Origin of the sequence: Desulfobulbus alkaliphilus (assembly GCF_016918545.1) — a bacterium.
Lineage (GTDB): Bacteria > Desulfobacterota > Desulfobulbia > Desulfobulbales > Desulfobulbaceae > Desulfobulbus > Desulfobulbus alkaliphilus.
Genome location: NZ_JAFFQC010000246.1, coordinates 1 through 446 on the forward strand (window position 1 = coordinate 1; position 446 = coordinate 446).

Below are 446 nucleotides of genomic sequence, written 5' to 3' on the forward strand. Positions count from 1 at the left end.
GTCACGCCATCGTCGCCATGAACGTCAAGATGGCCGACCCGGTGCACAAGGCGACCATCGTCCCGCGCGGCCGGGCGCTGGGCATGGTGATGCAGTTGCCGGAAGGCGACCGCTATTCGATGAAGTATCAGCAGATGATCGACCGGATCGCCATCATGGCAGGCGGTCGCGTCGCCGAGGAACTGATCTTCGGGCCGGAAAACATCACCTCGGGCGCCAGCTCGGATATCGAACAGGCGACCAAGCTGGCCCGCGCCATGGTCACCCGCTGGGGCTTCTCGGATAAGCTGGGCACGGTGGCCTACGGCGAGAACCAGGAAGAGGTCTTCCTGGGCCACTCGGTCGCCCGCAGCCAGAACATCTCCGAAGAGACGGCGCGCACCATCGACGAGGAAGTCCGTCGCCTGGTGACCTCGGGCTGGGACGAGGCGCGCACGATCCTGACG

The 446-nt window shown here is 65.5% G+C and carries 1 pseudogene; it reads left to right on the forward strand.

The window, feature by feature from the left end:
• Positions 1-446, forward strand: a pseudogene (locus tag JWG43_RS20875) (ATP-dependent zinc metalloprotease FtsH); the annotation flags it as partial.